The organism is Alcanivorax sp. P2S70, assembly GCF_000475295.1.
GTDB lineage: Bacteria > Pseudomonadota > Gammaproteobacteria > Pseudomonadales > Alcanivoracaceae > Alcanivorax > Alcanivorax profundi.
The window spans coordinates 11,356-37,417 of sequence record NZ_AXBZ01000016.1 but is presented as its reverse complement, the minus strand read 5'-3'; the positions used below and the strand labels follow the sequence as shown (position 1 = coordinate 37,417).

Genomic DNA, 26,062 nt, shown 5'->3' with positions numbered 1-26,062 from the left:
CTTTATGCCTAGCCTTTTGAGAATGACTCCGCTGGCCGTCATTACTCTCGCTTTTGTTGGTGGAGCTTTGTTGCCCGGAGATATCCGCGAGGCGGTCAGCAAGAGCTTGTCACTAGGCAGTATTGCTGGGTACGCCCATGTATTTTTTTGTGCCTTGATCGCGTTGTTGCTGGGGGGGATCGGACGATCCCCCTTATCGGTCTTTGTCATGGTAATGACGTTAGGTGGATTGATTGAACTGATGCAACTGTGGATTCCGTATCGCTCTACCAGCTGGTGGGATGTGGTGGACAATGCACTTGGTGCGAGTCTGGGGTTGCTCGTGTTATGGCTCGGTAAACGGTGTTTAAGTAGAGGGAATGATGGTTAGAAAAGCGGTTATACCGGTGGCTGGGTTTGGCTCCAGGATGTTGCCGGCCTCAAAATCTATTCCCAAGGAGATGCTGCCCATTGTCGATCGCCCTGCCATTGAGTACGTGGTGAAGGAAGCCGTGAGGGCTGGTATCAAGGAAATCATTCTTGTGTCGCACTCAGCGAAAACCACTATTGAAGACTATTTTGATAGTCAGTTTGAGTTGGAGCAGCAGCTTGAGGCCAAGGGCAAGCATGCGCTGTTGGCTGAGGTGCGCGATATTCTGCCTGAGGATGTGAGTGTGATCTCCGTGCGCCAGCACCAGGCGTTGGGGCTGGGGCATGCGGTGGCGTGTGCCGCACCAGTGGTGGGCAATGAACCGTTTGCGGTGCTATTGGCTGATGTGCTGGTGGATTGTGATGGTCAGAAGGAAGACTTGGGAGCCATGGTGGAGCATTACCGCGCCAGTGGTGCGGCCCAGATAATGGTAAGAGAGGTGCCGGAGGAGCGCGTCGATCAATACGGTATTGTGGCGCTCGAAGGCAAGGTGCCAGCATCGGGTGAGTCTGCACCAATGACATCGGTAGTGGAAAAACCCGCAGTGGATGCGGCGCCATCATGCCTATCGGTAGTAGGTCGATATGTGCTTCCAGGCGACATTATGGGCATTCTGGCCAAAACGCCGCCGGGCGCAGGGAACGAAATTCAGCTTACCGATGCCATTGCAACCCTGATGCAACGCGCCCGGGTGGACGCATACGTTATGCGGGGGCGGACCTTTGACTGCGGCAATAAGGTCGGCTATTTGCAGGCCATTCTGCATTATGCCTCCCGTCACCCTCAGCTGGGTGAGAAGGCAAGGGAACTCATGGCGGCAGAACTGGCCGAATCTGCAGCAAATTGACAGTATTCGATCGAAAGGGAATTTAAACGCCGCCAGGAGAGAGACGCGTGTTGTCGTATCGGTTTGCACGCGATGGATGGTTCAACGGGTGAACAACCAAGGGATAGCATGCATATAACGGTTTATGGTGACACCTTGTGCGCTCAGGTAACGGCTACGGCCATGGCGCAGACGGGCCACCGTGTTAACTGGCGCGTTGTTGAGCCGGCATCACGTGAGCGGCTTGCCTGCGGGCGCCCCTTGTTCCGGGAGCAGGGGCTGGATCGCCTGTTTGCGGACCAGCTAGAGAGCGGCCGTCTGATCCCGGGTTTCTGGCAGGAGTTGCCCCAGACCGCACCGGACGCGGTTTTTTTGGCTTTTCCGCCAGGTGAGCAGGCCGCGGCAGAGGGCCTGGCAAGGCGCCTGGCCTCCTCCACGGGGTGCGGCGTGATAGTCAACCAGACCGTGGGGCCAGTAGGGGCTGCCGAGCAGTTGCGGGATATTATCAAGCAGATTGACCCGCGCGCTGTGCTGGTGGCTTTGCCGGATTTGATCCAGGAAGGGAATGCCTTCCAGACCTTTACCCGCCCGGACAGCATTCTGCTTGGCTGTGAAGAGGGAGAGGGGGAGTCCCTGGTTCGAGAGTTGCTGCGCCCCTTCAACCGTCGCAAGGACGTGATTCATGTCATGAGTCTGCGTGAGGCGGAATTTGCCAAACTCGCGATCAGCGGCATTCTGGCGACACGTATCAGCTATATGAACGATATGGCCTGTTTGTCTGAGTCGCTGGGGGTGGATATCGATGTTGTACGGGTGGCCATGGGGGCCGACCCGCGGATTGGCGAATCCTACTTGTACCCCGGTTGTGGATTTGGTGGTCCGGGCCTGAGCAGCAACGTTCTGGCGCTGGTAGACGCTTTGAATAAGCTGGCGGCTGAGCCTGGCTTGCTTGAGCGTGTGCTGCAAACCAATGAGCGACAGAAAGAGGTGCTTTTTCGCAAGTTCTGGCAGTTTCATCACGGGAATTTGGCAGGCAAAAAAGTGGCCTTGTGGGGCGTTGCGTTCAAGCCCGGCACCCACCGGGTCGATAATGCTCCGGCTTTGAAGGTCATTGAGGCGTTGTGGGCACAAGGGGTTGAGGTAACTGCCCATGACCCCAAGGCATTGCCGGATCTGCAAAACTGGGCCCAGGGCAGGGGCGAGCTGACACTGTGTGATGATCCCTATGATGCCGCTGAGGGTGCGGATGCGCTGATGTTGATTACTGAGTGGAAGCCCTACTGGAGCCCGGATTGGCAGCGCTTGAAGCGCAGGATGCGTGAACCGTTGATCCTGGATGGCCGCAATATTTACGAGCCGGCTTTTGTCAGGGAGCAAGGGCTGATCTATCGAGGAATAGGGCGTTAAACATGGTACCGGATCAGGACGTTCTTAGTATCAGTTCCCTTTGGTCGCAATTGACTCAGTGCGCTGCGCAGGAAAAAGCATTGCATCTTGCGGACTTGTTTGAGGCGGATGAGCAGCGTTTTGAGCGCTTCAACATTGATGCCTGCGGGCTATTGGCGGACTTTAGCAAGCAGCGCATGAGCGATGAGGCCCGCGATTTACTGGTGGCGCTGGCGGAAGAGCGTCAGCTTCGTCATTGGCTGGATGCCTTGTTTGATGGGGCTGAGGTAAATTGCACTGAGGGACGAGCGGCAAAGCACTGGTGTTTACGAGAGGAAGCAGGACATGCGCCACAGGTCCATGAGCAACTGGATGCCATGGAGAGAATGGTGGAGCGTATCCTTAAAGGTCACTGGCGTGGAGTTCTCGGGGATGCGATTACCGATGTGGTCAACGTTGGGGTAGGAGGGTCCGATCTTGGCCCTTTGATGGCGGCGTTTGCACTGCAATGCAGCCTCCCTCCCGAAGGTCAGGCGCGGCCCCGGATTCACTTTGCTTCGTCGATGGATGGCAGTCAGGTCTCGCAGGTTCTTCAGGAGCTAAACCCTCGCACTACGCTGTTTCTGGTCTCTTCCAAATCGTTTACGACAGTGGATACGTTGCATAACGCCAAGACTGCACGTCAGTGGCTTGCCCGAGGATTGGGCCTGGACTATGCAAGTGAATCGTTATTGCGATGCCATTTTATTGGCATCTCTGCCAATCCCCGGCGCATGGCAGAGTGGGGCATCATGCCAGCAAATCAACTGCAGTTCTGGGACTGGGTTGGTGGTCGCTATTCGTTGTGGTCTGCTATTGGCCTGCCTATCGCCTTAACGGTTGGGATGGACGGCTTTCGTGAGATGCTGGGCGGTGCCCATGCTATGGATCTGCATTGCCGTAGTATGCCCTGGCAAAAGAATCTTCCCGTGATGTTGGCTCTGGTGGATGTCTGGAATATCAATTTTCTGAAGATTCCTGCCCGCGCGGTGTTGCCCTACGATGGACGCCTGAAGCACCTGCCGGCCTACCTGGAACAGTTGGAGATGGAATCCAACGGCAAGAGCGTATCCCGGGCAGGTGAGCCACTGGACTACGATACCTGTCCGGTGATCTGGGGTGAGGTTGGCCCGAATGCCCAGCACGCCTTTTTTCAGCTGTTGCATCAGGGGACCCAGCCTATCGCCTGTGAGTTCCTGATGACCGCACGGCGCTATACAGAGGACATGCACTCCGATGCAGCGGTAGAGCTGGAAGGTCAGCATGCCCTTGCCAATGCGAACTGTCTGGCCCAATCACGTTTGCTGGCCCTGGGCGAGCGTGCACTGGACCCGAAAGTCGCCCTTCCTGCCTACAAGCGTTACCGTGGCAATCAACCCAGCACCACCCTGGTATTGGACGAGTTGTCGCCGGGGACCTTGGGTGCGTTGTTGGCAATGTATGAACATAAAGTGTTTGTGCAGGCGGTGATTTGGGGTATCAATCCCTTCGATCAGTGGGGGGTAGAGATGGGGAAGCTGATCGCTACTGATATGCTCGCGGTACTCACCGACCCGGATAACGCTGAAGGTCTGGATGCCTCGTCACAGGCGCTGGCCCGACACATTGCCCGGAAGCAAAAAAGCCGCGACTAGTCGGCAGCGTCAATATACTCAGCACCAGGCTAAAATTCGCCTGTAAGCATGGGGAGTTGCCCACACCCCGGCTTTTGCCTTACCGGTCTTGAGCGGGTTGGGTTGTGCGGCTTCCTTTCTGCGATACCAACTGATTTCACGTATCATGAGAGTCCCAAACTCTTTCCGTTCAGGAAGATCACCTATGAGTCATGCTGTGCCCGCCTCCATTTTTCGTGCCTATGATATCCGCGGCATCTATGGGGAAACCCTTTCAGACGAGATTGCCTTTCAGATCGGTCGAGCGATTGGTTCTGAGGTGCTGGCACAGGGGCAGACCGCGATCGCCGTCGGGCGTGATGGGCGCTTGTCCGGGCCTGCGCTGTTGCAGGCGCTGAGTGATGGTCTTCGGGCGGCGGGATGTGATGTGGTCAATGTTGGCATGGTGCCGACGCCGACCCTCTATTTTGCGACTTACCACATTGAGGGGCTTAACTCTGGGGTCATGCTGACCGGTAGCCACAATCCGGGTAACTATAACGGTTTCAAGATCGTGATTAACGGGGTCACCTTGTCCGGTGAGCGCATCACCGCCTTGCGCGAGCGTATTCTTGATGACGAGCTGGCTGAAGGGCAGGGAAAATATCGGGAACTGGAGATCCTGGAGAGCTATCAGCGGGCTTTTCTGGATAACCATTCCCTTGCCGCGCCAATGAAGGTAGTGGTGGATTGCGGTAACGGTATCACGGGGATCCAGGCTCCGGCCGTGCTGAGCGTCCTGGGCTGTGACGTGGTACCGCTGTTCAGCGAGATAGATGGTAGCTTCCCGAATCACCATCCTGATCCAGGTGACATGAAGAATCTGGTGGATCTGATAGATGCGGTCAAATCGGAGAAAGCGGATCTGGGGCTGGCGTTTGATGGGGACGGTGACCGGGTAGGGGTTGTGACACCTTCGGGCGAGGTGGTCTTTCCTGATATCTTGCTGATGGCTCTGGCGGAGGACATGGTAAGCCGGCACCCTGGGGCAAAGGTCATTTTTGACGTGAAGTGCACCGGCATTCTCTTCGAGGTGATTCGTCGAGCGGGTGGTGAGCCAGAGATGTGGCAGACCGGCCATTCACTGATCAAGGCGCGCATGAAGGAAACCGGCGCACTGCTGGCCGGGGAGATGAGCGGCCATATCTTCTTTGCCGAAGACTGGTACGGATTTGATGATGCGCTGGTGGCCGCTGCCCGGATTTTGGGCATTATCAGCCGTTCCGGCAACGATGCAGATGCTCTTTTCGCCAGCTATCCCTCACTGTGCACTACCCCGGAAATCAATATTGATGTGACGGAAGAAAGCAAGTTTGCGATTGTGGACTATCTGCAGACCCAGGCGGAATTTGGTGAGGGGGAGCGTAGGGTGATTGATGGCATCCGCATGGATTATGCCGATGGCTGGGGCCTGTGTCGGGCGTCCAATACTTCACCGAAGCTGGTGCTCCGGTTTGAGGCAGAAAACGACGAGGCGCTTGGCCGGATCCGTGCGCTTTTCGAGGACAATGTTGCCAAAGCCATGGCGGCAGTGGGTTGACACCCCCTGGGTGCCGGCCCGCAGCGTTCCTATCACTGTAGCGGTATGGAAAATCGCTTGCAGGTAAGCTCCTGCGTTAAGATTGTTGCTGTCTAGGACGAACCCCCGGAACAGGATGCCCCAATGAAAAAAGTGCTAGTGACCGGCGGAGCCGGCTATATCGGTTCTCATACCGTCCTGCTGCTGCTGGAAGCGGGATATGAGGTGGTGGTACTGGATAATCTTTCCAACAGCAGTGAGGAAAGCCTGCGGCGCGTGCAAACGCTGACAGGACGAGAGCTGACTTTTATCAAGGGTGACATTCGCGATGGAGAGTGCCTGGATACGCTGTTTTCCGACCACGACATCGCTTCGGTGATCCACTTTGCCGGTCTCAAGGCGGTGGGGGAATCGGTTGCTCAGCCGCTGCGCTACTATGATTGCAATGTTGTCGGGACGATCCGTTTGCTTGAGGCGATGGATCGTGCGGGTGTGCAGCGATTGGTATTCAGCTCTTCTGCCACGGTTTACGGTGACCCGGCCTCTGTTCCGATCCGAGAGGACTCGCCTCTGTGCGCCACCAACCCCTATGGGGCTACGAAGCTGCACATTGAGAATATGCTTCGCGATCTTTATCGCGCGGATAACCGCTGGGGGTTGGTATTACTTCGTTACTTCAACCCGGTAGGAGCTCATGAAAGCGGTAGGATTGGAGAAGACCCAGCCGGTATTCCCAATAACCTGATGCCATACATTGCCCAGGTCGCTGTAGGGAAGCGCGATAAACTCACTGTATTCGGTAGTGACTATCCAACCAAGGATGGAACCGGGGTTCGCGATTATATTCACGTTATGGATCTTGCTGCAGGGCATCTGGCCGCACTGGAGTTCCTGGAAGCCAATGGTGGACTGGAAACTGTGAATTTGGGAACAGGGAAAGGGTATAGCGTACTGGAAATGGTGTCAGCTTTCGAACAGGCTTCCGGCAAGGAAATAACCTACGAATTGTCGGAGCGGCGTCCTGGTGATGTCGCAATATGCTTTTCGGATCCTCAGAGGGCGAAAGAGCGACTTGGCTGGGAAGCGAAACATGGAATTGGCGATATGTGTCGAGATCATTGGGCTTGGCAAAGTGCTAACCCCAATGGTTATTGACCATGAGAATGGTATAGCAGGCCCGAGGCATAAAAATGGGTGAGAAAGTAGATTTTATGAAGTTCTTTGCGGTTGCACTTTTTGACCGGCTAAAACGAGTTGTTAAATTAGTCGTGCACGCAGGCAAGTTCTTTGTCGCTGGCAAGATAGAAAAACCCGATTATTTGATTGTTGAAGACGTTGGTGTGGCATACCTGGTAATGCCAAAAGCCGCTTGCACATCTATAAAACGTTCAATGGTTGTTGCTGCAGAGGGTGAGGAAGTCGCGAATAATGTCGAAAAACGACGGGCAGCAATAGCACGGTTGATGATAAGGGGAAAAGTGAAGGGTCTGGAAGACAAATACGTGTTTACCTACGTAAGAAACCCCTTTGCTCGCCTGGTTTCAGCGTATATTAACAAGTTTGAAGATATGGAAAAAATAAAACGAAGCGGCTTTCTGTATGATGAGTATCTTGGCGGGTACTTGAAGCTGTCAGATTCATTTGAGGAGTTTGTAAGAAAAATAGCAAAAATTCCTGACCGGGTCTGCGATCGCCATTTTATGAGTCAGAGCTATCTGGTGGACCATCTGGCTCCCCACAAACCACAAGATATCTTCAAGCTGGAAGAGATCAATGAAAGCTATCCTTCTTTGGTGGAGAGGTTCGGCTTTTCCAGTCTTGAGTTTGCCAACCGGTCTGCCAGTTACGACTATCGGGACTACTATAAAAATAAAGATATTCTGGATCTTGTCTTCAATCGTTACCGGGAAGATGTGGAGAGATTTGGCTATCAATCGGACTATCAGGCAATAAAGGAATATATGGCTAATTAATCTGGCTTTTAACTGCGCCTTGCGGGTTGAATCACAGATAGCCGATGGCGAACTGGCTTCGGTGGGAATACGGAAATGCCTGATAAAGAGAATGTTAAAAAAAAGCGGGGAGGGCTGCTGTCCAAACTGTTAGGGATGGGTTTTTTCCGGATAGTTGCAATCCCGGTTAGCTTGATAACGAGCATCGTACTGGCCCGTAATCTGGGGGCTGAATCTTTTGGCCAGTACTCATTCATGATGACTCTGCTCGCCGTACTTGCTGTTCCTGTTACAGGTGGAGTCAGGTCTATTCTGACAAGAGAAGTTGCAATTGCAAGGCACGATGAAGACCTGGACAGGTTCAAGAGTGTTGCAAGGGCAGCGTTTGTCTGGGTGGTTTCATGTTCAGCATTGTTCTGCATGCTTGGGCTTCTGGCGATACAGCTGTCACTAATACCTGATGGTGAAAAATGGTCCTACCTCTGGATCGTTATTGTGATGCTTCCCTTAATGGGGCTGGGGGCGGTCAGGGACGGGCTATTGAAGGGAATGAAAGAACCTTTTTGGGTTGTGTTTCTTTCCCTTTTCCTGCATCCACTCTTTTTGCTTGCTATTGTCGCGCTGGTTTTCTGGTTTGGTGAGCTTACTGTTGCAAGTGGGCTGCTATCCCAAATGGTCGCGATGGTCCTGGTTTTGTTCTTGTCATGGTTTGTGCTGACAAGCAAAGAAAGTTTTTCTGGTGCCAGGCAAGGTGAGCGGTATGCAACGGGCAACTGGATAAGAATGTTGCTGCCCTTTTTCTTCATTAACCTGATAAAAGTCCTTGGAACCCATATGGCAATGTTGCTGCTTGGGTTTATGGATACTGACCAAGCCGTGGCTGCATTCCGGGTGGCTGAGCGAGGCGCGTATTTTGTCGGTATGGCATTGGTGTTAATAAATATTGTTATCCCGCCTTATATTGTCGAGGCATGGAGGAACCATGATCGACGTAAAGTAAAAAAAATCCTGTCACAGTCGGCTCTGAATGGTCTTCTGTTATCACTTCCCATTGCACTCGTGTTTATTGTGTTTGGCGAAAATATAGTGGGGATGGTTTTTGGTGATGACTTTAAAGAGATTTCTTATCTCCCTTTGGTAATATTGTCGATTGGGCAGCTGGTGAATGTTTTGTTTGGCGCGGCACTCATTTTGTTGGCAATGACAGGCTTTGAGCGCGATGTCGTCTGGTCGCAGTTGCTGGGGTTAATCGTAAGTGCGGGTATCGCTGTTGCCTTGATTCCACTGTGGGGTGCTTCTGGTGCCGCATTAGGTACAGTGGCTGGCCATTTTGTTGTTAATGTATTTGTTGCCTACTGCGTTATTAAACGGGTCAAGATTCGTCCCTCATTTTTATGAGGGGCGATTAAAAGAATAAGTGGAAGAGAGAAGGGATATGGGTGGGCTTTCAGTTGTTTTACCGGTGTTCAATGCAGAAAAATATCTGAGATCGTCTTTGGTGGCCCTTGTTGAGCAGTCTGAGCACCCGGATGAGTTGGTTATCGTTGATGACGGTAGTACAGATGACTCGCTAAAAATTATTGATGAATTTGTGTTTCCTTTTCCTGTGATAGTGCATTCACAGGAAAACCAGGGGCCTGGCCCGGCCAGGAACACGGGAATTGATCTTGCAACGCAAGATTATGTTTACTTCCTGGATTCTGATGACATGCTTGCGCCCGATGCTATTGAGCGCTTCAAGCAGGTATTTGAAGATGAGCCGGAGGTCGAGTGTGTTCTTATATCTGGTGATTTGTTTCTGGATGAGGGAAATATCGACCGCAGCTGTTTTCCCGATCACTCTCGTGGCCTGCCTGCCGGGAGGGCTGACAGAAAGAAAATCATTTCTTGCTTTTGTGAGCAAGGGCGCTGGACTGTCAATGCCTTTCTCTATGTGACTAAACGATCGATATGGAAAGAGAAGGGGTTGAAGTTTCATGAATATTTTCATGAAGATACGGAATTTTTTTATCGATTAATGCTTTCGGTAGATGAGTTTTTTGTGCTCGATGAGGTGCTCTATTTCAAAAGAGTCAGGCCATCATCGATCATGACTGGAGCAAAGAGCGATCAGCATCTAAAAGGGGCGGAAGTTCTCCTTGCGAGTCTGACCGAGAAAAAGAATAGTCTTTCAAGGTTGGAGAGGCGTTTTCTCTCTATCGCTTCAGCTTTGGCGGCAGTGAAATATGTTGCCATTTCAAAGGGGCTGAATGAAAAGATTGATTATCGGCTGATTTTTTCAAATTTTATTGCTTATCCGGATGTTCGTTACGTTTTAAAGCTCGCCGTCTTGTTTGTTCCAGGGGGTGGACGTGTCTGGGATTCTGCCAAGCGAATACCCGCATTAATTAAAACCAGGAATTAATATCTGGTTGTGTTTGGAAGAATAGTGTCAAATTAGGGGTTCCTGAATAAACCCTTGCATTCCCCGACGAGCATTAATGCCAGGGGTGGCCTGAAGCGTGCAGTGGTTCTGTCTTTTCTCAAAGAATAAGCATGCATTGAGTTAATCGAAGGGGCTTAACTATCTACTTTGTTGCTAACGGGTTTAGTTGGCAAATAATCAAGTGGTAATGAAATTTTAAACTTTTAAAGGAATATAGCGTGTCTTTTTATACGGATGTATTTGACGTGCGGGGGGAAAGCTACAATGCAGCAATGGATCGCTTTCCTGACGCCAGAGAAAAAGAAAGGGCGATTCTCATTGAAATGCTCGATCCGAGGCCTGGTGAGCTTATTCTCGATGCTCCGGCCGGCGGCGGGTATCTGGCGGATGGCCTTCATCGCTCGGGCTCTGCCCCGGTTTGCGTCGAGCCATCTGAAGATTTTGCCAAGCCTCTTGGTGGTCGATATGAGACCTATCATTCTGATATTTTTCTGATGCCCGATTTCGGGCGCCCACTCGACAAGGCTGGCAGTCTTGCGGGTTTGCATCATTTGGATCGAGAGCAAATTCTTGACTTTTTTAAAGGTTGCCACTCGGCGTTGAAAAGCGGTGGAGTAATCGCTGTTGCTGATGTGCTTGATGAAACCCCTGTGGCAACGTTTCTTAATGGCCCCGTTGACCAATGGACCTTGACGGGCCACGAAGGAGTGTTTTTTCGACGCGGAGATTTTACCTCTCTGCTTTCGGAGGCAGGCTTCGATAAAATTGAAGAGACATTTCGCGAATTCTATTGGACCTTTTCAACCTTTAATGACCTTGTTGGGTTTTGCCAGTCATTATTCGGGTTGGTGAAAGCAGACCAAAATGCGATTGCTTCTACGCTAACGGAGCTTTTGGGTGTTGATGAAGTCGAAGGCGGATTCGGACTTCGGTGGTCGCTTCTATACGCAAAAGCCGTGAAGTGAATCTGCAATGAAGATTTTCCTCTGGCGAATCGCCGTAAACGGCTTTTTCTGGCTTAGGCATCCTGTTCTAATCGCGTACTTTTATCGGCGAACAGGGTGCTTTCCTGATATTGCCTTCCCGCGGTCGATCAACGAAAAGTTTCTGTGGCGAAAGCTTGTTGATCGCAACCCCGGGTTTATTACGCTCTCAGATAAAATCGCGTGTAAGGCATGGGTGGCGAAACAGGTTCCCGAACTTAACATATCCCCCGTTCGCTGGGAGGGCTTATCCATTGATGCGTTGCCTGAGGAACTGATAAGCCGAGCCGGCGTTTTGAAGGCAAATCATGGTTGTGGAACTAATCTTCTTGTTGAAGAAGGGGGAATCTCACGAGCAGAAATTGAGAGGGTGGCAAGTGACTGGCTTTCTTATAACCATGGTTATGAACATGGTGAGTGGGCTTATTCCTGTGTGCCGCGTAAATATTTCTGGGAGGACTTGATAGCCGGAGTTTCCCGCGACCTTGATGAAGTCAAGATCTTTACCTTTGGTAAAGAAGTTAAACGAATTGTTCATATCTCAGGCCGCTTTAGTGAAATTCGGGCTAATGCATGGGAATATGACCCAAACGGTGAGCTGATAAGTAGCCCTGAACAGGCGACCGTAGCCGGTCAGGATCATAAGTTGACCTTGCCCGCTGGAATTGAAGAGGCTGTCACTATTGCCAGTCTGCTTGGCTCTCATTTTGATCATGTCAGAGTGGATCTGCTTTTTGATGGGACGCATTGGTGGTTGGGCGAAATTACGGTTTATAACCAGGCAGGTTATATGTATATCCCCTCGGCGTCTGATCCTGATTCCAGCCTCTCCAGATCATGGGATATCAGGAATGCCTATTTCTTCAATGGGCAACCCAAAGGGTTCATCGCTTCCTGCTATGCCAATGTGCTGAATCAGTTTCTGCTCAGGTAATCAACGCCTGATTATTCGCGATGTATTGGAGGCGAATTTGGAGTCGGGTATCGACAAAATAATGCCAGAGAATGCTAAAGGGATGTTCACGATTAAGTCTTTGGTGATTCATAAGGTAACTTTTCGCTTCTTGTTCAAGTATCTTTTGAAGCGTGCAGTCACCAAAATCGAAGACTGGTTTTTTCGCCCTGTCAGAATTACGGTTAATACGGTTTTTGTTGTTGGCTGTGGGCATAGTGGGACCACCCTGTTGGCAGCAAAGCTTGGAAGACATAACGATATTCTTTCCATCGGTAAAGAAAGCAATCTTTTCCTCCCGTACAAAAACTCCCTTTATATGTCTTCAAGAATTCTCGCCGAATGGCAGGATTTTGCACTCTCCGATAAAAAACAATGCGTATTAGAAAAAACACCGAAGCATCTTTACTGTGTGGATAGAATTAGCAAGGTTGTGCCAGACCATAAAATGGTTGCCATGATTCGAAATCCTCTGGACACGGTTTCATCCCTTAATAAGCGTTTCCATGATCTGGATTTATGCATTGATCGGTGGATAAACGATAATAATCAGGTGCTTGCATTGGCCGAGAAGGAGCAGGTTTTGGTCGTTCGGTTCGAGGATCTTACGATGTCGCCCGAGAAGGTCTTTGGTGAGGTTTGTCGTTTTGCCGGCCTGTCTTATGATCCTGCTATTCTCGATGCGGGAGAGACGGCCTATCTGGACAATGAAACCACTAGCTCGAATATGCGCGTCAGGTCCCGGCAGGTATCAAGAAAAATCACTCAAAATATTGATGGCTGGAAAGCGTCTTTGTCAGAAGATCAGGCTCGCTATGTCATTCAGCGTACCAGAGTCGTAGCGGAAAAGCTCGGTTATGCTTTACGCGATGAGCCCGGCGGGCCCTTGGGCTGAATTTTCTTGTCCGTAGTGTGTAACAGTCCGAGCTTGGTTGATAGCCCGGGTGCTTTAGTTCTCAGTATTCCCCTGATTGCATACTGAAAAAAATAGTAAGCACTTGTGAGCAGAGAGAGCCCTTCGATTTGTCTGTAGATCTTCCAGTTGTAGCTCGCACTGACTTTTTTGTTGCTTGATAAAGACTGGTCATGCACGAGATAGTCTGTCAGCGGGGTATTAATCCCCCTCGCTTCCGGAATTAATTTAAGGATGCGTAACCACAGCCCGTAATCTTGCCTTCTGCGGATATCCGGCATGTAGACTTTGCCAATAGCTTTAGAGTCATATATAGCCGTCGAGCATCCTATGTAGTTTGTTTTTAACAATTCCCGATAGTTTATCTTTTTGGGGACACCAACCCAATTGATGAGCGCCCCTTCAGGGGTTGATCTGCTATAGGCGGTATAGGAAAGCGGGCACTGTTGTTCGATCATCCATTTGATTTGTGTGCTCAGTTTTTCTGTTTCCCATTGATCGTCAGCATCAATAAATGCAATGAACTGTCCTGTTGCGTGCTCGATTCCATGGTTTCTCGCCTTGGCTGCGCCGCCGTTGTTCGCAAGCTGTAATACCTTGATACGGCTGTCAGTCCTTGCCAGTTTCTGTGCCACATCATAGGTGTTGTCAGTGGAGCGATCGTCTATAAGCAGCAGCTCCCATTCCTGGAAAGATTGGGCCAGAACGGAGTCGACGGTTTTTTTAAGCGTGTGTTCTGCATTAAAGCAGGGGGTGATGATGCTCACTGTGGGTGCCGTAACGGAAAGGGAGGCTTCAGCGAAATCGTTATGTTGCTTCATCGTTTATTATCTCGGATCCCGTTCGTGATTGATTGGCCATGGACCAGAGAGCTTAGAACCCACAGCATGCCGATGGGTGAGCGGTTATAGTAAGAGGCTCTTGCACCCCACCAAATGGCAAGTGTAATGCCGGTGATACCCCCGACATGCCTTGCAATAATTCCTTTTGATCTCACCAATGCTTGATTTTTCCAGCTATTGCCGGGTTTTCGTTCTTCGAGCAGGCAAGGGTGACTGATGATCGGGCGGTTCAGGTGTTGAAAAATGAGCCCTGACGCAAGCGCGTCCAGCAAGAACAGGTTTTCTTCTCCAGAGGGAAATGCGGTACCCAAGCCAATTTGTGTATTGAACTTGATTCCAGCATCCTGGATTTTCTGCCTTGGGGCAATGATTTCGATAGAGCTTGTTCTAAGTGCACCAACCTTTCCCTCTCTGTTTCGAGAGTAGTCTTTATAAAGGTTGTCGCAATCAGAGCATTTTATCTGGCCAATATGAACGGCGGAGTGGTTCCCAAGCTGTCGAAGTAGCCAGTTAAGGTCCTGGTTATCGATCGCCACATCATCGTCAAGAAACCAGACAAAGTCGCCTTTGGAAATTTCAAGAGCAGCATTTCGACTATGGCTGAGACCCAGGGTATCAAGATATTCGATCCGTACCGTACCTGAATCTGTTCCGTTTTCTGCCTCTGAGGCGCCCCCTTGAACCAGAATAAGCATCTCTACCGAATCGCACGGCGTAAGCTTATCAAATACTGTAAGTGCGGCGTCTAGCCTGGATGTAAGGGTGCTTATAGCAAGCGTTAACTTGGTGTGGCTCATCGTGCCCTCGCCATCATCAACTTCAATAACCGGATATGCTTTGCCAGGCTGGGTACGTTTTGGTCCAGGTAGAGACTGACTGCGGGTTTCCAGTTTTTTGTTGAAATGACGGAAAACAGCTCCCACAGGGGGATCTTTTTACCAGAGTGCTGCATTTCCAGTAGCTTTAAGGATTTTTTGTGTTCTTTGTTCATTAATGCGGCATGCTTTTGTCTGAATAACTGCAGGCCCCTTTCTTTTTTTTGCGAGCTGCTCGAGATCCGGTTTTCGTGCTCGGTATGAGTGATGTAGCTTGGCAGATCTATTTTCAGAATCGGTCCGTAGTCACATGAGAGGCGTAGCCATGCATCGTAATCCTGAAATGCCGGCAGGTTTTCATCAAAGCCTCCGATGCTCTTGAGCCTTTCGGTCAGCGTGAAAACCTGGTTACCAATCTTGTTGTAATGGAGCTGATCTTCTGTGTGAAAGACTCCTCGGTCAGCATTCCTTAAAACACGATCATTGTTACCCAGTTGTACAAAGGTGGTTGTAGATACAGCCGCATATTTTTCATGATCAAATGCTTCCAGCATTTGTTCAATTCGATTTGGCAGGAATTCATCATCATCATCCAGCCCGGTAATAAAGAGCCCCTTTGCATTCATGATGGCTGTATTTCTTGCTCCACATGCCCCTTTTTGATGTCTGTTTGTTAACAGGGTGAACCCTTTCTGGCAGGACAGCTGCTCTAGTTTTTTCTGATGGATGGATTCGGAGCTATCGTCCACTACCAGGATTTCAAGGTTGTCATAACCTTGGCTAAGCACCGAGTCTACGGCGCGCTCAAGCATCTCGGGCCGGTTGTATGTCGGTATGTAGACTGTTACCAGCGGCCAATTCATGCGAGTGCTCATATCGCTCCGAACCCTGTGAAAATTGTTCTTAATGTGCGAATAACAATTAAGAAATCCAGTCCAGGCGAGAGATGCTTGATGTAATAGAAATCGTGCTCGACTTTTTCTTTTGTACTTTCGGTGTCTGCTGCGTAGCCATGATTTACTTGTGCCCAACCGGTAATTCCAGGGCGGACGATATGGCGATAGCTATAGTAGGGGACTTCGTTCTCAAACTGTTCGACAAATCCGGGTTGTTCCGGTCTTGGGCCAATCAGGCTCATGTCGCCTTTGAAGACATTCAGAAACTGCGGTAGTTCATCAATGCGAAACTTGCGTATGAAGGCCCCCAGGCGGGTAATTCGATGCGCGTCCTGATCGGCAAACTGTGGCGCTGCGTTGTCTTCCTCGAGCGGGCGCATTGACCGGAACTTGTACATGCGGAAGACGGTGTTCCCCTTTCCGATTCGTTGCTGTACAAAAATAGCCGCTCCGGGTGAATCAAGCCGAATCAGAAGGGCGACCACAATACACACAGGGATTAGCAGTGGCGCCACCGCAAGAGTTGCCGCGATATCGAAGGCTCTCTTGGCTGCAAGATAGACCGGCTGCGGTTGCAGGTTGGCGAGATCTGTACTTTGCAGCGTGGCGAGATTGACTTTGCCATCGAGTGTTTCTGTTACCTTGCGGGCATTGAAAACCGGTATGCCGGAAATGTTGCAGTGGCTGATAAAGCGTATCCAGTCGCTCCCAAGTTCTGCGTCCATGTCCACCACAATCCCATCAAAGCGGGTTTCGCCAAGTTCGGGCTTTTCAAGTGTCCTGAACTCGAGATTTTTGGCATTTCGGGGCAGTAAGTTTTCAATGGCCGGGGAGGGGACGATAGCGACTTTGAGCTTTCGGAATCGCCTGCTGATGAGTACGCCAAGCAGTTGAACGGCAATTAAAAGAGTACAGCCAATAATCAACGAACTGCGCGCGTAACCAATACGGACTAAAAGAACTACCATCATCGCCAGTGAGATGGCGAGCAGGCTGGTGCCAAGTATGTGGGAAAGCGCTTTGCCGCCCGCAAACTTGGCGATGTTCTTGCTCAGATATACGCTGATGACGTAGATAACGGATAGCAGTACCAGGGTGATGGATTGGTTGCTGTTTTGCACCCAGGTTTGATAGCTGAGAAATTGTGCGCCGAGAACGATGCTTGTGAGTCCCCAAAAATGTCCAATCAATGGGTTTAGCAGAATTCGCTCATACCACCGATTATGACGGGACGGGGAAATGGTAATCGGACCCTTGTGCATGTTCAGTTCGTTCCGGCTCGAAAGTGTCAAAGCCTGTCTCCATATGATGGATAGCCTCAGGCGGTGGGGGATTCTACCATGATGGCAACCATCCTCAATTCGATGCTATTCCGGACGGCGTAATTTATCCTGTGAGCGGGGATGGCTACACCGCGAGTCTTTTATCGATATGTGATGCGCTAATGTGCTGGCAGGTTTGTGTCTTCGGGGTGGGTGACAACGGCGGCCCGGTATAGTCTTGTGTCTGTGTCGTGGTGGGTAGTTGCTCACGATGGACAGAAAAGCCGCCAATCATTGGGCAAAGAAAAAGGGCCTACCCGATGGGTAGGCCCTTTCTATTTGGCTCCGCCTGCTGGGCTCGAACCAGCGACCCAATGATTAACAGTCATTTGCTCTACCAACTGAGCTAAGGCGGAATGTCTTGAGGCGCGTATATTAGTGACGCGCCCCGGGGTCGTCAACACCCCGGGGGTGCGTTTGTTGCTTATTTAGCCAGTGCCTTCTCAATTCGGCTGATGGCTTCCTTCAGGGTGTCCATGCCAACGGCAAAAGACAGGCGCATGCAGCCGGGGGCGCCGAAGGCGGAACCGGGTACCAGTGCCACTTCTGCGGTCTCCAGCAGCAGGGCGGCCAGATCGGTATCGGTTTCGATGCCGTCCATGTTGGCGATTGCCTCAGAGAAGTCCGGGAACGCATAGAAGGTGCCGTCGCCCTGGGCGCATTTCACGCCGGGCAGGGCATCCAGTGCTGCGGTCAGGTAGTCATGGCGCTCCTTGAATGCCTTGACCATCTCGTCGACACAGCCTTGGTCGCCAGCCAGCGCGGCTTCTGCGGCGGCCTGACTGATGGAGGCCGGGTTGGAGGTGGACTGGGACTGCACTTTCTTCATGGCCGCAATCAGTTTCTGCGGGCCAGCGGCATAGCCGATGCGCCAGCCGGTCATGGAGTAGGCCTTGGAGACCCCATTCATGACTACGGTGCGGTCGTACAGCTCCGGGGTGGCGTTGACGATGTTCACGAACGGCTTGCCGGTCCACAGGATGTGCTCGTACATGTCGTCGGTGGCGACGATGATGTCCGGATGTTTCTTCAGCACGTCACCCAGGGCAGCCAGCTCTTCGATGGAATAGGCCATGCCGGAGGGGTTGGAGGGGCTGTTGATCACGAACAGGCGGGTTTTCGGGGTGATCGCAGCTTCCAGTTGCTCCGGGGTGATCTTGAAGCGACTGTTTACGTCGGTTTCGATGATTTTCGGTACGCCGCCAGCGACCAGCACCATGTCCGGGTAGCTGACCCAGTAAGGGGCGGGGATGATGGCTTCGTCACCGTCGTTCAGCAGGGCCAGAGCCATGTTGAAGAAGGACTGCTTGCCACCGCTGGAGACCAGAATCTGGTTGGCTTCATAGTCCAGGCCGTTATCGCGCTTGTACTTGTCGATAATGGCTTTTTTCAGACCGGGAGTGCCGTCGACCGGGGTGTATTTGGTCTTGCCGGCGTTAATCGCTTCAATAGCGGCCTGCTTGATATGTTCCGGGGTATCGAAATCCGGCTCACCGGCACCCAGCCCAATAATGTCTTTGCCCTGAGCGCGCAGCTCACCGGCTTTTGCGGTGATGGCTAGGGTGGGAGAGGGCTTGATGCGTTGTACGCGGTCGGAAAGGCTGATATCGGACATGCACTCCTCGTTCGTCTGAGTAGTCGCTCGGCGGCGCTTTTGACGCAGCGTCGGACGTAGAAAGGGGCGTGCATTTTACCGGACTTGGTAGCTAATGTCCCGTATTTCCTGTGGGGGCGGGGAGGCTTCGCGGTCGAACGACCGCTCCCACGTCGGGCAGGAGGTGTTTTCTGTGGGGGCGGTCGTTCGACCGCGATTGACTGGCTCATCAGAATCATCGAGGTGCCGCTGCCCCCGCAGAGGGGTTGCTGTCATCACGCCTTTGCCATGCCAGCTCTGCTACACTAGGTGCCGATTTTGCCACTGTGATTTTGCTGCCCTCCGGGCGGCGGCCATCAGGAAGCCCTCATGTCTGAAAGCCTGTTCAAGCTCCATTCCGATTACCAGCCTGCGGGCGATCAGCCCACTGCGATTGCCCAGCTGATCGAGGGGATCAACAATGGTTTGGGGCATCAGACCCTGCTGGGGGTAACCGGGTCGGGCAAGACGTTCACCATGGCCAATGTGATCCAGCAGACCGGGCGTCCGACGATCATCATGGCACCCAACAAGACGCTGGCGGCGCAGTTGTACGGGGAGTTCAAGGAGTTCTTCCCGGAAAACGCAGTGGAGTATTTCGTCTCGTACTACGATTACTACCAGCCGGAAGCCTATGTGCCGAGCTCCGATACCTTTATCGAGAAAGATGCGTCGGTGAACGAGCAGATTGAGCAAATGCGACTGTCGGCCACCAAGGCGATTCTGGAGCGACAGGACACCATCATCGTGGCCACGGTATCAGCCATTTATGGTCTGGGTGATCCGGCCAGCTACCACGCGATGGTATTGCACCTGGTGCGTGGCGACAGCATCGATCAGCGTGATCTGCTGCGCCGTCTGGCGGAGCTGCAGTACACCCGCAACGAAATGGATTTTCGCCGGGCCACGTATCGAGTGCGCGGCGATGTGATCGATATCTTTCCGGCGGAAGAAGAAAAGGAAGCGGTGCGCATCGAGTTGTTCGACGATGAGGTGGAGTCCATCAGCATTTTCGATCCGCTCACCGGCGAGGTGATCAAGCGGGTCAGTCGCATCACGGTGTACCCCAAGAGCCACTACGTCACCCCACGGGAGGTGGTGTTGAAAGCGGTGGACATGATCAAGGAAGAGCTGGATGAGCGGCTCAAGGAATTGAAAGAGCAAAACAAGCTGGTGGAAGCCCAGCGACTGGAGCAGCGCACCCGGTTCGATATCGAAATGCTGCAGGAACTGGGTTACTGCAACGGGGTGGAAAACTATTCCCGTTTGTTTTCCGGTCGCGCCCCTGGCGAAGCGCCGCCGACCCTGTTCGATTATCTGCCCGAGAATGCGCTGCTGATTGCGGACGAGTCCCATGTGACCATCCCGCAGTTGGGAGCCATGTATAAAGGTGACCGCTCCCGAAAGGAAACGCTGGTCAACTTCGGCTTCCGGCTGCCTTCCGCCATGGATAACCGTCCGTTGAAATTCGAGGAGTGGGAGCAGCTGGCCCCCCAGATGGTGTTTGTGTCGGCGACCCCTGGCCCCTATGAGGAGAAGTACGCGGGCCAGGTGGTGGAACAGGTGGTGCGCCCCACCGGCCTGGTGGACCCACAAATCGAGATTCGCCCGGCTACCACCCAGGTGGACGACTTGCTGGGGGAGGCCAAAGAGGCCATCGAGAAGGGCGAGCGGGTGTTGGTGACCACGCTCACCAAGCGCATGGCAGAGGACCTGACCGAGTACCTGGGCGAGCATGGGATCAGTGTGCGTTATCTGCACTCCGACATTGATACCGTGGAGCGGGTAGAAATTATCCGTGACCTGCGGCTGGGCAAGTTCGACGTGTTGGTGGGGATCAACCTGTTGCGAGAAGGCCTGGATATGCCGGAAGTTGCGCTGGTGGCGATTCTGGATGCCGACAAGGAAGGTTTCCTGCGGGCCGAGCGCTCGCTGATCCAGACGATTGGCCGTGCTGCGCGGAATGTGAAGGGACGCGCCATTCTTTATGCCGACAAGATGACCGGCTCCATGGAGCGGGCCATCGACGAAACCAACCGTCGCCGGGAGAAGCAGGAAGCCTTTAACAAGGCGAATGGCATCACCCCGCAGGCCCTCAACAAGAAAGTCCGTGACATCATGGACGACAGTGGCGGCAGCCAGTTTGACCGCAAGGCGGGCAAGGGCCCGCAGAAGAAAGTGGCCGAGCCAACCTCACCCTACGAGTCCATGTCACCCGCTCAGCTGGCCAAGGAAATCGAAAAGCTGGAAGCGAAGATGATGGCGCACGCCAAGAACCTGGAATTCGAAGATGCGGCGGCGACAAGGGATCAGATTCATCAGCTGCGTGAGTTAGGTTTTATGCGCTAGAGAGCAGTTAACAGTGAATAGTTAACAGTGAACAGTGCGCGTTAAGCTTTTTAGGTTCCTGGAACCATGAGGCCGCGCCCATGGGTTGGGCGCGGCCTCATTGCTTGAAGACAAAAACAAACGCGGCTCGCGCCGCTGTTAACTGTTAACTGTTCCTTGTTCACTCAGCTGCTCCACCCAAATCAGCGTCCCCGCAATTACCGCCACCGGCATGATGAACAGGTTAACCAGCGGGATCATGGTAAGCGCCATGACCACGGCGCCGAAGGTGAGTACCAGCCAACGTCGGGTTTTCAGTCGCTCGAGCATTACCTCGAAGGGGACCTGGCGGTTATCGGCGCCGAAATCGATGTACTGCATGCCCAGCAGCCAGCCGGACCACAGGAACCAGATGGCGGAGGCGAACACGTTGATGACCGGGATGAAGTAAATGACCCCGACCACCAGCAGAACCAGCAGGGCACGCCACAGCCAGTACCAGGTTTTGCGCAGTTCGCGCTTGAAGGTCCGCACGATCATGGCGGGGATGGATTCTTCCGGCATGGGGTGACCGGTCACCTGGAAATCCACTTTTTCCGCCAGGAACCCCATGAACGGTGCCGCGATCAGCTGCACGCCGATGGAGAAGATGCTGGCGAACAGCGCCAATAACAGGATCCACACCAGGATGATGGCGGCATCGAGGATGAAGTCGATGGCACCGTTCAGGAAGCTCCAGGTGCCGGTGAGGGCCCAGTCGGCGGTGCTGGCGGTGATCCAGCCGGCAATCCAGCTGCCGCTGGCCCAATACAGGCCACCGAACACCAGGATGTTGAAAATCAGCGGCACAATGACATACGGCCGCAGTTCCCGGGTGCGGGCCAGCTGCAGGCTGCGTTTGAGGTAGCTGATGGCGTCGGCAATCTGGGACACAGGCAATCCTTGGGTAAGAGCAGCTGCGAGCTTGGAGCTGTCGGCTGCGAGGAAAAGACAGGTTGTGGAAATGGTACCTGTCGCGTCCCCTGCTGCACAGGGTGGGGGAAAGCGGCAAGCTGCCAGGAAAGGCACCATCCTTTCCTGTGGGAGCGGTCGTTCGACCGCGATTGGCGAAGCATCAGCTTTTCGGTGGAATCACTGCTAGGCCTGGCCGCTGCTCAATCATCAAATTCGGTAAAAGCTGACCGACCTTGGGCATGCAGTGTGCTGAGTAAGGCGTGTAGCGGCCTTTATCGGTATCTCGCCTGATGAATTCACTGCCGGTTGTCGCTAGACTTAGCCCTTTTGACAGGCTGTTAAAAAGCCCGTTGCGTACTCAGTCTTTCAGGCTGGTTCGCCCCCTCTATGGGCCAAAAGGTCAAGAGGGGCGCGCTTTTGAAGGTGTATGTCCATCCATCAAGAAAGCGCAACAACGAGTGCGGGCCAGCCTGGAAGACCCGTAGGGCGCGGCCTGAAGGGCGCATCTGCTGCGCTTTGCCGCTAGGAAAGGGAACGACCATGTCCGTCGCGACAAAACACAACAGCTGCACCCTTCAGGCCACGCTGAGCATGCAAGGGGCTTTTCAACAGCCTGTTATGCCCACGGTGCGCCGTTACGGCTTAAGGGGGCGGCGAAACACAGATTTTCGCCCATTATTTGGCCTGCTGGCCCGAGTTAAGCAGACACTATGCGACTGAAATCCATAAAACTGGCCGGGTTCAAGTCCTTTGTGGACCCTACCACCACCAATTTCCCGGAAAATCTCACCGCTGTGGTGGGGCCCAACGGGTGTGGGAAGTCCAATATCATTGATGCGGTTCGCTGGGTGATGGGGGAATCCTCCGCCAAGCACTTGCGCGGCGAGTCCATGGCCGACGTGATTTTCAACGGCTCCAACGCCCGCAAACCGGTGGCCCAGGCCTCTATCGAGCTGATCTTCGATAACTCCGATGCCACCGTCACCGGTGAATACGGCAAGTTCAACGAGATTTCCGTCAAGCGCCAGGTGACCCGGGATGGCCAATCCAATTATTTCCTGAATGGCACCAAATGCCGTCGCAAGGACATTGCCGATATCTTCTTGGGTACGGGCCTGGGGCCGCGCAGTTACGCGATTATCGAGCAGGGCATGATTTCCCGCCTGATCGAGGCGAAACCGGAAGAGCTGCGGGTTTACATCGAAGAAGCCGCCGGGATCTCCAAGTACAAGGCGCGTCGTCGTGAGACGGAAAACCGCATCCGCCGTACTCGCGAGAACCTGGAGCGCCTGACCGACATCCGCGAAGAACTGGAGCGCCAGCTGGAGCGCTTGAGCCGTCAGGCCAATGCGGCGGAAAAGTACAAGCAATACAAGGAAGAAGAGCGTCTCAAGGGCGCTCAGCTCAAGGCATTGCGCTGGAAAGGCCTGGATACCCAGGTGCAGCAGCTTGACCATGTGATTGGCGAGCTGGACGTCTCCATCGAAGCCAAGGTGGCGGAGCAGCGCCATGTGGATGCCGAGGTGGAGCGGCTCCGAGAGCAGCACCACGAGGTGCAGGAGCGGTTTAACGAAGTGCAGCAGCACTTCTACGCCCTGGGTGCCGAGGTGGCGCGGCTGGAGCAGAACATCCAGAACCAGCGCGAGCGCAAGCAGCAGCTCTATGAAGAGCTGGATCAGATCAATGCCAGCTTCCGGGAGTCCGACGAGCACCTGACGATGGACACGGAAAAAGTGGCCGAGCTGGATGCCATTCTGGCCGAGCGTGAGCCCGAGCTGGAAATGATCAGCGAGCAGCAGGAGGTCTCCAGTGAGGCGCTGGCGCTGGCCGAAGAGGCCATGCAGAACTGGCAGCAGGCATGGGAAGAATTCAACGGCAAATCTGGCGAATCGCGCCGGCAGGCCGAGGTAGAACAGTCCCGCATCCAGCATCTGGAGAAATCCCAGGAGCGCCTGCAGGACCGCATTGAGCGGCTCAAGAAAGAGCAGGAGTCTCTGGACGCCGGCCCGCTGGCGCAGGAAATGCGTCAGCTGGAAGAGCAGGTGGAGCAGTTCCGTGCCCAGACCGAGGAAAGCGAGCTGCGCAGTGAGAGCCTGCAGGAAGAGATTAACCAGATGCGCCGCGAAAACGGCGATCGGGGCCGCCAGCTGGAAGAGGCCCGCGAGAAGCTGCAGGCGCTGAAAGGCCGTCGCACCTCGCTGGAAGCCTTGCAGAAAGCGGCCATGGGCGATGACGGAGCGGTCAGTGACTGGCTCAATCGCCACGAGCTCGACGCCGAGCCGCGGTTGGCAGATCAGGTCCAGGTGGCGGAAGGTTGGGAGAAGGCCCTCGAAGCGGTGCTTGGCGACGCCCTGCAGGCCGTGGCGGTCAACGGGCTGGATCAGGTCAGCGATTGGCTGGGCGATCTGGATCATGGTCGTCTTGCGTTGGTGAGCCCAGCCGGTGTCAAAGGCGAGGGCAGTGCGGGCGACTTGCTCCGTGACAAGGTTGACGGTCAGGTCCCGGAAGGGCTGCTGGCCGGGGTGTATGTGGCCGATAACCTGGATGCAGCCCTCACCCTGCGCGGGCAGCTGGCGGCGCACGAGTCGGTGGTGACCCGTGACGGTATCTGGCTCGGGCCGGACTGGCTGAAAGTGGCCAAAGAGGAAGACCAGGAAGCCGGCATTCTGGAGCGACGCCGCGAACTGGAAAGCCTGGAAGATGAGATTGAGACCCTGCAGGTCACCGTGGATGAGCTCAAGGAGCAGCTGGAAAGCACCCGTGAGCAAATCGGTGAGCTGGAGGAAGAGCGTGAGGACGTTCAGCGCCAGGCGGCGCGCCTGAACCGCGATCTGGGCGAGATCAATGCCCAGGTCAGTGCCCGTCAGGTGCGTCTGGAGCAGATCACCATGCGCCGTGAGCGCCTTGGCAAGGAAATGGACGAAGCCAACGAGCAGCTCGAGCAGGAACAGGAACAGATGAAAGAGGGCCGGGCGGTGCTGGCGGAAGCGCTGGACGCCATGGAGGCGGACAGTGGCCAGCGCGAAGCGCTGTTGTCACGCCGTGACGAACTGCGTCTGAAGCTCGACGAGGCCCGCCAGAAGGCCCGTCATGACCGGGATCAATCCCACCAGGTCGCTATGGAAGTGCAGGGGGCCAAGACTCAGGCCGATTCCCTGCGCCAGAACCTGTCTCGCCTGGAAGCGCAGGTGCAGGCCATGGCCGAGCGCAAGGCCCTGCTGGAAGAGCAGACCCGGGAGGGCGACGACCCGGGCGCCGAGCTGCAGCAACAGCTGGAAGAAAAGCTGGCAGTGCGCCTGGAGGCAGAGCACAAGCTCACCGAAGCCCGCCGTGAGCTGGAAACCGTGGACCACGAGATGCGCAATCTGGAAGGCCAGCGTGGGCAGTACGAGCGCCAGGCCCAGGAAATCCGCAGCACCATGGACCAGAAGCGCATGCAGTGGCAGGATCTGAGCACCCGTCGCCAGACGGTGGCGGAGCAGCTGTCCGAGCAGAACTTCGACCTGAAGACGATTCTCGACAACCTGCCCGAGGAAGCCAACGAACAGGAGTGGGCGCAGGAGATGGACCTGATCGGGCAGCGCATTTCCCGTTTGGGCCAGATTAACCTGGCGGCCATTGATGAGTATCAGCAGCAGTCTGAGCGCAAGAACTACCTGGACAGCCAGAATGACGATCTGGAAGACGCCCTCAAGACCCTGGAAAACGCCATTCGCAAGATCGACCGCGAAACCCGGGCGCGCTTCAAGGAGTACTTCGACCGGATCAACCGCGGCTTGCAGGAGCTGTTCCCGAAGGTATTCGGCGGCGGCCATGCCTACCTGGAACTGACCGGCGAAGACCTGCTGGATACCGGGGTGGCGATCATGGCGCGGCCGCCCGGCAAGCGGAACAGCACGATTCACCTGTTGTCCGGTGGTGAGAAGGCGCTCACCGCATTGTCACTGGTGTTCAGTATCTTCCAGCTCAACCCGGCACCGTTCTGTCTGCTGGATGAGGTAGATGCCCCGCTGGATGACGCCAACGTGGGCCGTTTCTGTAACCTGGTGTCGGAAATGTCTGCAAAAGTCCAATTCATCTACATCACACACAACAAGATTGCGATGGAGATGGCTGCTACCCTGATGGGGGTGACCATGCACGAGCCTGGGGTCTCCCGTCTGGTATCGGTGGATGTGGAAGAAGCTGCCGAAATGGCAGCCATGTGAGGAATACG

At 53.9% G+C, this 26,062-nt stretch carries 20 protein-coding genes and 1 tRNA gene; 14 read left to right on the top strand and 7 right to left on the bottom strand.

What is annotated here, in order from left to right; genetic code table 11:
- Positions 1-4: 4 nt before the first annotated feature.
- From Q672_RS24220 to Q672_RS24165, 12 genes are all read left to right on the top strand, one after another.
- Positions 5-370 (top strand): VanZ family protein, encoded by a 366-nt coding sequence (locus tag Q672_RS24220; protein ID WP_022985047.1) that lies wholly within the window; start codon positions 5-7, stop codon positions 368-370.
- Positions 363-1,256, top strand: coding sequence for a UTP--glucose-1-phosphate uridylyltransferase GalU (gene galU / locus Q672_RS24215; protein ID WP_031226292.1), 894 nt, complete (start codon positions 363-365; stop codon positions 1,254-1,256). Before Q672_RS24220 ends, galU begins: the two co-directional genes overlap by 8 nt.
- Before the next feature lie 108 nt (positions 1,257-1,364).
- Positions 1,365-2,642 carry a UDP-glucose dehydrogenase family protein gene (locus Q672_RS24210; RefSeq protein WP_031226290.1) on the top strand — a complete coding sequence of 426 codons (1,278 nt, stop codon included), beginning with the start codon at positions 1,365-1,367 and terminating at the stop codon, positions 2,640-2,642.
- A 2-nt stretch (positions 2,643-2,644) separates the two neighbouring features.
- On the top strand, positions 2,645-4,294 hold the full coding sequence (pgi, locus tag Q672_RS24205) for a glucose-6-phosphate isomerase (protein WP_031226288.1): 1,650 nt from the start codon (positions 2,645-2,647) through the stop codon (positions 4,292-4,294).
- Positions 4,295-4,478: 184 nt separating this feature from the next.
- Positions 4,479-5,852, top strand: a complete 1,374-nt coding sequence (locus Q672_RS24200) for a phosphomannomutase/phosphoglucomutase (protein WP_022985043.1) — start codon at positions 4,479-4,481, stop codon at positions 5,850-5,852.
- A gap of 123 nt (positions 5,853-5,975) precedes the next feature.
- Positions 5,976-6,986, top strand: coding sequence for a UDP-glucose 4-epimerase GalE (gene galE, locus Q672_RS24195; protein ID WP_022985042.1), 1,011 nt, complete (start codon positions 5,976-5,978; stop codon positions 6,984-6,986).
- A gap of 35 nt (positions 6,987-7,021) precedes the next feature.
- Entirely contained in the window at positions 7,022-7,804 is a 783-nt protein-coding gene (locus Q672_RS24190) for a sulfotransferase family 2 domain-containing protein (protein WP_022985041.1), read from the top strand.
- 75 nt (positions 7,805-7,879) lie between these two features.
- Positions 7,880-9,181, top strand: a complete 1,302-nt coding sequence (locus Q672_RS24185; protein ID WP_022985040.1) for an oligosaccharide flippase family protein — start codon at positions 7,880-7,882, stop codon at positions 9,179-9,181.
- 37 nt (positions 9,182-9,218) lie between these two features.
- Positions 9,219-10,187 carry a glycosyltransferase family 2 protein gene (locus Q672_RS24180; protein ID WP_022985039.1) on the top strand — a complete coding sequence of 323 codons (969 nt, stop codon included), beginning with the start codon at positions 9,219-9,221 and terminating at the stop codon, positions 10,185-10,187.
- Between the two features lie 239 nt (positions 10,188-10,426).
- Positions 10,427-11,173 (top strand): class I SAM-dependent methyltransferase, encoded by a 747-nt coding sequence (locus Q672_RS24175; protein ID WP_022985038.1) that lies wholly within the window; start codon positions 10,427-10,429, stop codon positions 11,171-11,173.
- A 7-nt stretch (positions 11,174-11,180) separates the two neighbouring features.
- The gene (locus tag Q672_RS24170; protein WP_022985037.1) at positions 11,181-12,125 is read left to right on the top strand and encodes an ATP-grasp fold amidoligase family protein; all 945 of its coding nucleotides are present in this window, start codon (positions 11,181-11,183) and stop codon (positions 12,123-12,125) included.
- 61 nt (positions 12,126-12,186) lie between these two features.
- Positions 12,187-13,038, top strand: a complete 852-nt coding sequence (locus tag Q672_RS24165; protein WP_160169803.1) for a sulfotransferase family protein — start codon at positions 12,187-12,189, stop codon at positions 13,036-13,038.
- Here Q672_RS24165 and Q672_RS24160 read toward each other — a convergent pair.
- The 6 genes from Q672_RS24160 to Q672_RS24135 all read right to left on the bottom strand — a co-directional run bounded on the left by Q672_RS24160 (position 12,999) and on the right by Q672_RS24135 (position 18,546).
- Complete coding sequence (locus Q672_RS24160) at positions 12,999-13,877, bottom strand: glycosyltransferase family 2 protein (RefSeq protein WP_022985035.1); 879 nt, start codon at positions 13,875-13,877, stop codon at positions 12,999-13,001. The two genes, Q672_RS24165 and Q672_RS24160, sit on opposite strands and share 40 nt — an antisense overlap.
- Positions 13,874-14,695, bottom strand: coding sequence for a glycosyltransferase family A protein (locus Q672_RS24155; RefSeq protein ID WP_022985034.1), 822 nt, complete (start codon positions 14,693-14,695; stop codon positions 13,874-13,876). Before Q672_RS24155 ends, Q672_RS24160 begins: the two co-directional genes overlap by 4 nt.
- Positions 14,692-15,576, bottom strand: a complete 885-nt coding sequence (locus Q672_RS24150) for a glycosyltransferase (RefSeq protein ID WP_160169802.1) — start codon at positions 15,574-15,576, stop codon at positions 14,692-14,694. Before Q672_RS24150 ends, Q672_RS24155 begins: the two co-directional genes overlap by 4 nt.
- An 8-nt stretch (positions 15,577-15,584) precedes the next feature.
- On the bottom strand, positions 15,585-16,901 hold the full coding sequence (locus tag Q672_RS24145; RefSeq protein WP_233552473.1) for a sugar transferase: 1,317 nt from the start codon (positions 16,899-16,901) through the stop codon (positions 15,585-15,587).
- A 310-nt stretch (positions 16,902-17,211) separates the two neighbouring features.
- A tRNA-Asn gene (locus tag Q672_RS24140) sits at positions 17,212-17,287 on the bottom strand.
- Positions 17,288-17,355: 68 nt separating this feature from the next.
- Positions 17,356-18,546: a pyridoxal phosphate-dependent aminotransferase gene (locus Q672_RS24135; protein ID WP_022985031.1), complete on the bottom strand. Its 1,191-nt coding sequence runs from the start codon at positions 18,544-18,546 to the stop codon at positions 17,356-17,358.
- A gap of 348 nt (positions 18,547-18,894) precedes the next feature.
- On the opposite strand from Q672_RS24135, the gene uvrB reads away from it, so the two are divergent.
- A complete protein-coding gene (uvrB, locus tag Q672_RS24130; protein ID WP_022985030.1) occupies positions 18,895-20,913 on the top strand; it encodes an excinuclease ABC subunit UvrB in 2,019 nt (672 codons plus the stop codon).
- A 138-nt stretch (positions 20,914-21,051) separates the two neighbouring features.
- Here uvrB and cysZ read toward each other — a convergent pair whose 3' ends face one another.
- Positions 21,052-21,825: a sulfate transporter CysZ gene (gene cysZ, locus Q672_RS24125; protein WP_022985029.1), complete on the bottom strand. Its 774-nt coding sequence runs from the start codon at positions 21,823-21,825 to the stop codon at positions 21,052-21,054.
- Between the two features lie 731 nt (positions 21,826-22,556).
- On the opposite strand from cysZ, the gene smc reads away from it, so the two are divergent.
- Positions 22,557-26,054, top strand: a complete 3,498-nt coding sequence (gene smc, locus Q672_RS24120) for a chromosome segregation protein SMC (RefSeq protein ID WP_022985028.1) — start codon at positions 22,557-22,559, stop codon at positions 26,052-26,054.
- Positions 26,055-26,062 lie beyond the last annotated feature (8 nt).

Bases quoted from the DNA above. Each gene is read 5' to 3' on its own strand.
- Q672_RS24220 (WP_022985047.1), top strand. From the start codon at position 5: ATGCCTAGCCTTTTGAGAATGACTCCGCTGGCCGTCATTACTCTCGCT.
- galU (WP_031226292.1), top strand. From the start codon at position 363: ATGGTTAGAAAAGCGGTTATACCGGTGGCTGGGTTTGGCTCCAGGATG.
- Q672_RS24210 (WP_031226290.1), top strand. From the start codon at position 1,365: ATGCATATAACGGTTTATGGTGACACCTTGTGCGCTCAGGTAACGGCT.
- pgi (WP_031226288.1), top strand. From the start codon at position 2,645: ATGGTACCGGATCAGGACGTTCTTAGTATCAGTTCCCTTTGGTCGCAA.
- Q672_RS24200 (WP_022985043.1), top strand. From the start codon at position 4,479: ATGAGTCATGCTGTGCCCGCCTCCATTTTTCGTGCCTATGATATCCGC.
- galE (WP_022985042.1), top strand. From the start codon at position 5,976: ATGAAAAAAGTGCTAGTGACCGGCGGAGCCGGCTATATCGGTTCTCAT.
- Q672_RS24190 (WP_022985041.1), top strand. From the start codon at position 7,022: ATGGGTGAGAAAGTAGATTTTATGAAGTTCTTTGCGGTTGCACTTTTT.
- Q672_RS24185 (WP_022985040.1), top strand. From the start codon at position 7,880: ATGCCTGATAAAGAGAATGTTAAAAAAAAGCGGGGAGGGCTGCTGTCC.
- Q672_RS24180 (WP_022985039.1), top strand. From the start codon at position 9,219: ATGGGTGGGCTTTCAGTTGTTTTACCGGTGTTCAATGCAGAAAAATAT.
- Q672_RS24170 (WP_022985037.1), top strand. From the start codon at position 11,181: ATGAAGATTTTCCTCTGGCGAATCGCCGTAAACGGCTTTTTCTGGCTT.
- Q672_RS24165 (WP_160169803.1), top strand. From the start codon at position 12,187: ATGCCAGAGAATGCTAAAGGGATGTTCACGATTAAGTCTTTGGTGATT.
- Q672_RS24160 (WP_022985035.1), bottom strand. From the start codon at position 13,877: ATGAAGCAACATAACGATTTCGCTGAAGCCTCCCTTTCCGTTACGGCA.
- Q672_RS24155 (WP_022985034.1), bottom strand. From the start codon at position 14,695: ATGAGCCACACCAAGTTAACGCTTGCTATAAGCACCCTTACATCCAGG.
- Q672_RS24150 (WP_160169802.1), bottom strand. From the start codon at position 15,576: ATGAATTGGCCGCTGGTAACAGTCTACATACCGACATACAACCGGCCC.
- Q672_RS24135 (WP_022985031.1), bottom strand. From the start codon at position 18,546: ATGTCCGATATCAGCCTTTCCGACCGCGTACAACGCATCAAGCCCTCT.
- uvrB (WP_022985030.1), top strand. From the start codon at position 18,895: ATGTCTGAAAGCCTGTTCAAGCTCCATTCCGATTACCAGCCTGCGGGC.
- smc (WP_022985028.1), top strand. From the start codon at position 22,557: ATGCGACTGAAATCCATAAAACTGGCCGGGTTCAAGTCCTTTGTGGAC.